The organism is Rhodococcus sp. EPR-134, assembly GCF_001647205.1.
Taxonomy (GTDB): domain Bacteria; phylum Actinomycetota; class Actinomycetes; order Mycobacteriales; family Mycobacteriaceae; genus Rhodococcus_F; species Rhodococcus_F qingshengii.
Genome location: NZ_LVCT01000184.1, coordinates 1 through 6766 on the forward strand (window position 1 = coordinate 1; position 6766 = coordinate 6766).

General features: G+C 61.5%; 7 protein-coding genes. 3 read left to right on the forward strand and 4 right to left on the reverse strand.

What is annotated here, in order from left to right:
* Positions 1-41 precede the first annotated feature (41 nt).
* The gene (locus tag A2J01_RS08195) at positions 42-1940 is read left to right on the forward strand and encodes an ABC transporter ATP-binding protein (protein WP_019749303.1); all 1899 of its coding nucleotides are present in this window, start codon (positions 42-44) and stop codon (positions 1938-1940) included.
* A gap of 102 nt (positions 1941-2042) precedes the next feature.
* On the opposite strand, the gene A2J01_RS08200 is transcribed toward A2J01_RS08195, so the two are convergent.
* Complete coding sequence (locus tag A2J01_RS08200) at positions 2043-3818, reverse strand: DEAD/DEAH box helicase (RefSeq protein WP_003945121.1); 1776 nt, start codon at positions 3816-3818, stop codon at positions 2043-2045.
* A gap of 224 nt (positions 3819-4042) precedes the next feature.
* On the opposite strand from A2J01_RS08200, the gene A2J01_RS08205 reads away from it, so the two are divergent.
* Both A2J01_RS08205 and A2J01_RS08210 read left to right on the forward strand, forming a co-directional pair.
* Positions 4043-4294 carry a hypothetical protein gene (locus A2J01_RS08205; RefSeq protein WP_156519210.1) on the forward strand — a complete coding sequence of 84 codons (252 nt, stop codon included), beginning with the start codon at positions 4043-4045 and terminating at the stop codon, positions 4292-4294.
* Between the two features lie 5 nt (positions 4295-4299).
* Entirely contained in the window at positions 4300-4671 is a 372-nt protein-coding gene (locus A2J01_RS08210) for a hypothetical protein (RefSeq protein WP_064112483.1), read from the forward strand.
* 184 nt (positions 4672-4855) lie between these two features.
* Here A2J01_RS08210 and A2J01_RS08215 read toward each other — a convergent pair whose 3' ends face one another.
* The 3 genes from A2J01_RS08215 to A2J01_RS36330 form a co-directional block, all read right to left on the reverse strand.
* Positions 4856-5713, reverse strand: a complete 858-nt coding sequence (locus A2J01_RS08215; protein ID WP_064112484.1) for a hypothetical protein — start codon at positions 5711-5713, stop codon at positions 4856-4858.
* Positions 5710-6393: a hypothetical protein gene (locus A2J01_RS08220; protein WP_156519211.1), complete on the reverse strand. Its 684-nt coding sequence runs from the start codon at positions 6391-6393 to the stop codon at positions 5710-5712. Before A2J01_RS08220 ends, A2J01_RS08215 begins: the two co-directional genes overlap by 4 nt.
* Before the next feature lie 28 nt (positions 6394-6421).
* Positions 6422-6766: hypothetical protein (locus A2J01_RS36330; RefSeq protein WP_197494178.1), on the reverse strand; the 345-nt coding region annotated here is incomplete at its 5' end.

The following is a 6766-nucleotide window of genomic DNA, read 5'->3' on the forward strand; positions in this document are numbered from 1 at the left end:
GCCACGTAATCTTCGTGGCCGGCGACCGGAGGGGCGAAGTCATGAGTATGGAAGTCACCGCGTGGAACGCGATGTACAACGCGATGCACGCGCAAGAAGATCGGCGCCCGTTCTCGAAGGCGACACTGAAGCGGATCGCGACGTTCGCAGTTCCACAGAAACGCAACCTCAGCTGGTACCTCGTACTGAGTGTCGTCACTGCTGCGCTTGCCGTGGCAACACCTGTCCTGGCCGGGCGCGTGGTCAACGCGATAGTCGGCGGCGACGCCGTCGACGTGGTCGTCAAACTTGCCGCCCTGATCGCACTGGTTGCACTTCTCGAAGCCGCTCTGGGACTGTTGACCCGGTGGCTCTCGGCCAGCATCGGCGAAGACCTGATCCTGCATCTGCGCACCACCGTCTTCGATCACGTCCAGAAGATGCCCATCGCGTTCTTCACCAGAACTCGAACCGGAGCACTGGTAAGCCGTCTCAACAACGACGTCATCGGCGCTCAGCGCGCCTTCAGCGACACCTTGTCCGGAGTGGTCAGCAATCTGGTCACCCTGGTGATCACGCTGATCGTCATGCTCGGGATCTCCTGGCAGATCACCGTCCTCGCGCTGCTACTTCTCCCGATCTTCGTCATCCCCGCACGGCGCATGGGCGCCAAACTTGCAGCACTCAATCGTGAAGCAGCCAACCATAATTCGCTCATGAGCACCCAGATGACGGAGCGGTTCTCCGCTCCCGGCGCGACTCTGGTCAAGCTGTTCGGCCGCCCGTCGCAAGAATCTGCGGAGTTCGCGGTTCGCGCCAGGCGTGTGCGCAACATCGGAGTCCGGACCGCAATGCTGCAGTCCGTCTTCGTCACAGCGCTGACGCTGGTCTCGGCCCTTGCTCTTGCCCTCGTCTACGGACTCGGCGGTTTCTACGCGCTGCGCGGACAGTTGGACGCAGGCGCCGTCGTGGCGATGGCATTGTTGTTGACGCGGCTGTACTCGCCGTTGACCGCACTGGCCAGCGCCCGGGTGGACGTCATGAGCGCCCTGGTCAGCTTCGAGCGGGTATTCGAGATTCTCGATCTGGCGCCGCTCATCACCGAGAAGCCCGATGCACGCACGGTGCCGCAGGGCCCGGTGTCCGTCGAGTTCAAGAACGTCACTTTTGCTTACCCATCCGCGGACAAGGTGTCTCTCGCGTCCCTGGAGGAAGTCGCGATCCTCGACACCCGCGGCGGCGAGGACGTGTTGCACGACCTGTCGTTCCGCACCGAAGCAGGACAGATGGTCGCCTTGGTCGGCACGTCCGGTGCCGGAAAGTCGACCGTGGCGCAGATGATTCCGCGCCTCTACGACATCGACTCCGGTTCGGTCGAGTTGGGCGGCGTCGACGTCCGCGACCTCAGTGCCGATTCCATCCGGGAGACCGTCGGCATGGTCACGCAGGACGGGCACCTGTTCCACGAGAGCCTTCGATCCAACCTGCTCCTTGCGCGACCGGATGCCACCGAAGAAGATCTGCGTGAGGTTCTGGAGCGCGCACGGCTCACCGACCTGGTTGCGTCGCTGCCCGACGGACTGGAGACCGTGGTGGGTGAACGCGGTTACCGCCTCTCGGGCGGCGAGCGTCAACGCCTGACCATCGCACGCCTGCTCCTGGCCCAGCCTCGCGTCGTCATCTTGGACGAGGCCACCGCGCATCTCGACTCGACGTCGGAAGCTGCGGTTCAGGAAGCACTCGGCGAAGCACTCGCCGGGCGGACTGCGGTGGTGATCGCTCACCGATTGTCGACGATCCGTTCCGCGGACCTGATCCTTGTCGTCGAGGCAGGCCAGATCGTCGAGCGCGGCAACCATGAGGAACTGCTCGCGCGCGGCGGCCGCTACGCCGAGTTGTACCGCACGCAGTTCGACACCAACGCCCGGAAGAACGGCGCCCTCGCACCGACGCCGATCTGATACCGCGCAGCGCCTTGCCCCCCCACACAGAAAACAGGCGCTGTCCTCCTCGCGGAGGGCAGCGCCTGTTTCAGTCTTCATGACAGTCGTTGAAGCTGTATGTCAGTCGTTGTAGCGATCGCGTCCGCCACCGCGGCGGTCGTCACGTCCACCACGATCGTCCCGGCCACCACGGTCGCCACGGCCACTCGGACGTCCCTGCGGCGGCCCGAAATCAGGCTGCAGCTGGATCAGGACGCCGGAGATGCGTGTGCGACGCAAAGCTTCGAGAGTCTCGTTGGAGAGGTCGGCCGGCAGCTCGACGATGCTGTGATCCGGGCGAATGCTGATGTGCCCGAAGTCGCTTCGACGAAGCCCACCCTCGTTGGCGATGGCACCGACGATGGCACCCGGAACGACGCGGTGACGCTTGCCGACTGCAATGCGGTACGCGGCCAGCTCCTGGCCCTCGGGCCCACGCGAGCGCGGGGCCGGGCCATCGTCGAAACGACGGGGAGGACGTGGTTCACGAGGCTCGCGCTCACGACGCGGCGGTGCCGGCGGCTCGGGAGAAAGCAAGAATGCTTCGCCGTCGCGCGACTGCAACGCCAGAGCGGCAGCGATGTCGATGAGCGGAACGTCGTGTTCCTGGTCGTAGTCCTCGATCATCTTGCGGAACATCGCGAGATTCTCCGAGGCCAGGCTCTCGGTGATGGAGTCACCGAACTTGGCCACGCGCTGGGCGTTGACGTCGTCGACACTGGGAAGCTGCATCTCCGCAAGCGGCTGACGGGTCGCCTTCTCGATGGACTTGAGCAGATGACGCTCACGCGGGGCGACGAACAGCAACGCGTCACCCTGACGACCGGCGCGGCCGGTACGACCGATGCGGTGGACGTACGACTCCGTGTCATGCGGGATGTCGTAGTTGACGACGTGGGAGATTCGATCCACGTCGAGGCCTCGAGCGGCAACGTCGGTCGCGACGAGGATGTCGAGGGCGCCGTTCTTGAGCTGACCGATGGTCCGCTCACGCTGTGCCTGGACGATGTCACCGTTGATCGCGGCAGCCGAGTGCCCGCGGGCGCGCAGCTTCTCCGCCAGGTCTTCGGTGGCCTGCTTGGTACGGACGAAGATGATCATCGCCTCGAATGCCTCGACCTCGAGGACTCGGGTCAGTGCATCGAGCTTGCGCTGATGAGCAACCTGAATGTAGCGCTGCGTGATGTTCGAGGCGGTCGACGTCTTGGACTTGACGGTGATCTCGACCGGATTGTTCAGGTACTGCTTCGAGATCCGGCGAATCGAGCCGGGCATCGTTGCGGAGAACAGGGCGACCTGCTTGTCGCCGGGGGTGTCGCGGAGGATGCGCTCGACGTCCTCCTGGAACCCCATCTTGAGCATCTCGTCGGCCTCGTCGAGAACGAGGTACTTGAGATTGGTCAGATCCAGGGTGCCCTTTTCGAGATGGTCGATGACACGACCCGGGGTACCGACGACGACGTGTGCGCCGCGGCGCAGGCCCGACAGCTGGACTCCGTAGCTCTGGCCACCGTAGATCGGCAGGACGTTGAGTCCGGGGATGTGCGCGGAGTACTTGCCGAATGCCTCGGCAACCTGAAGCGCCAGCTCACGCGTGGGAGCAAGCACCAGCGCCTGGGTCTGCTTGATCGACGTGTCGATCCGCGACAGGACTGGAACTGCGAAGGCTGCGGTCTTGCCGGTACCGGTCTGTGCGAGACCGACGACGTCCTTGCCTTCGAGCAGCGGCGGAATGGTGGCAGCCTGAATGGGCGAGGGCGACTCGTAGCCCACGTCTGACAGTGCCTTCAGTACCCGATCATCGATGTCGAGGTCGGCAAATGTTGGGGGTTCGGGGTCACGCTCAATATCACTCATTTGACCAGCAGTTTAGCCGATACCCCACCTGCAGGAACACACGCGGGGCGCTGACCTGGTAATGCAGGTCAGAACGCACTTTCTCGATTTGCATGTGACAAGAAGGTGACACGCAGCGTTGTTCGAGTGCCTGTTCGACGGATGCAACCTTTCGGATTGGGGCTGTTCGTCTTGTACGTTGCTGCCACGCATCACCACAGATGCACCCGAACCAAGGAGTCATCATGGCCGAAGTCAAGACGCTGACCAGCAAGGATGTTGCCCAGCAGATCGGAACCGACGCGAAGTCGTTGCGCGTGTTCCTGCGTACGCCGCAAGGAAAGGCGCTCGTGACAAAGGAAGGAAAGTCGTACGTGTTCAAGCCCGCTGACGTTGCCAAAGTCAAGAAGGGATTCGAGGCATACGACGTCGCGCGCAAGGTTCGAGTAGAGGCGAATCCCACACCCGCCGCATCGAGTGATGAAGCCGAGGGCTGATTCATATGGCCGCATTCGGGGACCCGATCCCGATGCAATTCCTGCCCATCGCAGACGAGACATGGGAGGTCATCACCGACGAGTTGATCAAGGGCTACAAGCTGCCGAACTACCCCGGCGATTGCACCGGCCCCGGTAGGTGGTTCGTCCTCGCGAATGACGACACGATTGCAGGTCTCATCTGGACGAACCTCGACGATGGGTGTGGAATCCTGCCTCTCGACGGGTACGACCCAACCAGCTTCACTGCTGCTGCATTGACGATCCGCCTCATGCGCGAACTGGGCCACACCGCATTGCAGGCCTTCACGCACCTCGCGAGTGACGAAGCAACCTACTCGGGCGACCTCGCTGCATTGCGCGCAGAGGAAACCTAAGCACCGTCAAGACCAAAGGGCGGGACCTGACATCTGATACATGCCAGGTTCCGCCCTTTCGGAGCGTAGGACACGATTGCATCTACCCGCACCGACGCTGAGATCAATGCTCACGACCCGCGATGCACTGACGTACACATTCACATGCGCACCCATACGCAGATCATCGAGCTCGATGCCACGATCAGCTTGCGGCTTCGTCCTCTGCCTCGACATCAATAATCTCACCGTCACTCTGCGTTGGGATATCCGCAGGCCCTAACTGACGTGGCTCGGCAGGTTCCGACCGCTCCCCGTCTGCGATCGACTGAACGTGCGTTGCCATTTCTTGCACGCCTTCCAGAATTCCATTCGCCTGCTCCACACCCGAATTGGTCAGCGTCAGGAAAGCAACCACACCCGCCAACGCAGCGTTGATTCGAGTTGCAAGACTCGGTCGAGTCGCCATGGCCATTACTCCACTGCCGACTAACTGCCGCGAGCGATTCACGACTGGCGCGCTACCGAAAAGGTCCACATTCGCCAGGAGCCATTCGATGTGGTCGATCTCGCCCCGAATCTGATTTGTCATGCCCCTGGGCAAGTCAGCGCTATCGAGCAAGTTGCGCCATTCCTGCAGGCTCGACCGAAGGTCAGTTACCGCGACCTCCGACAGCTCGGTGTCCTCGTAGCCGAAGAGGCTATCGAACTGCTCGCCCAGGCTCTCAAGCTGATGAAGCGCGGGAACACTGATTACGCTCTGCGCCGTGGAATTGGCCGCACTGTTCCACAAACCTCGAAACACAATCGCTGAATGCCACTGAGGCACATACTCCTCACAGCGAATCCGAGTTCTGTTGTTGTCGGGTAGCCCTCGAAGACGTTCACCCACGAGGTTCAGAAGCCCGACAACTTCACCATGCCGTTGTGCGAAATCAAGCGTTCCGACTTGTGCCGACAACACAGCATGCCAACCGTCTTGCACCTTTACCCCGCCTGTATTCCACAGACGATTCAGGATGTCGTGCAGTGCTAGGGCCGGATTCCGCGACTCGTCGCTCACCGTGAGACCCCTGTCTGAACCTTTGAAACCGTAGAAGGTGCAACAACACCCTTCGGCTCCTGCGCATCGCGTGCCCATTCAGAGAAGTCGAGTACCACGGATGGCAGGTCCCGTTCCTTCAGGACTTCTCGAAACTCATCCTTCTTCCCCCACCAATCGTGGATGAAGAATGCCTGATCGTTGTAGGTCAGTCGATAGTCGTTCGGGATGGTCTCGCCAGTATTAGCCGGTTCGAGCACTGCCAACGCAAGCAAGCCGTAAATGGTGCTCTTACTCAAGCGCACACTTCCACGTTCGAAGTGCATGCGCATGAGACCGACTTCGGGTCCGTCATCCATGAACTCGAACCCGTCGGGCAACGCGTCGCCATGTCCGTGGCAGCAGCGATGTATCCCGTAAACCACGTCAGCAATGTCGGGAAGACCGCCCGGCGCTTTCGGGCGCTCGACCTTCACCGGGAACCTCGACTCGCGCACGTTTACACCTGGCGCTGCCATGGGACCGAAGATGTCGTAGTTGTCACGGATGAACGTGGTGAATCGAAGGTTGTTTCCGGAAATGTGCTCAAGCACCTTTGCGGCAGTTCCGTCTACCGCATTGCAGGCGTGCATCATTGCGCTCTCGAGGTCTCCGGCTTGCGCCTCGTCGATTGCCTTCTGTATCGACCGTCCCACACGCATCAGGGCCTCCACTGAGTGAGAACGAAAATCATCTCTTGACTACCGCGCCCATCGAGAACCACTGCACGAGTGTCGCCGCGAGATGCACGCACGCTCGCGCTGACTCAACCGTATCCACGCCTTTGGCTACGTTGCCCTCGTGGCGCTCAAGATGCGCGGTGCCCAGCCGGTCCAGCATCGAGATAACCACGTCGATGTCGTCCGCACCGTTCTGGGTCTCGATCGCAAGCCGCCATTTGTCCTTCTGTTGCTTGAGTGCGCCCACACCCTTGGAATAGATTGCCTTCAAATCCTTGGGAACCACCGTGGGGATCATCACCGCCTCGACTGCACGGATCGCCTCGGCAATAGATTCAGTGGCGTCAGGGTGTAG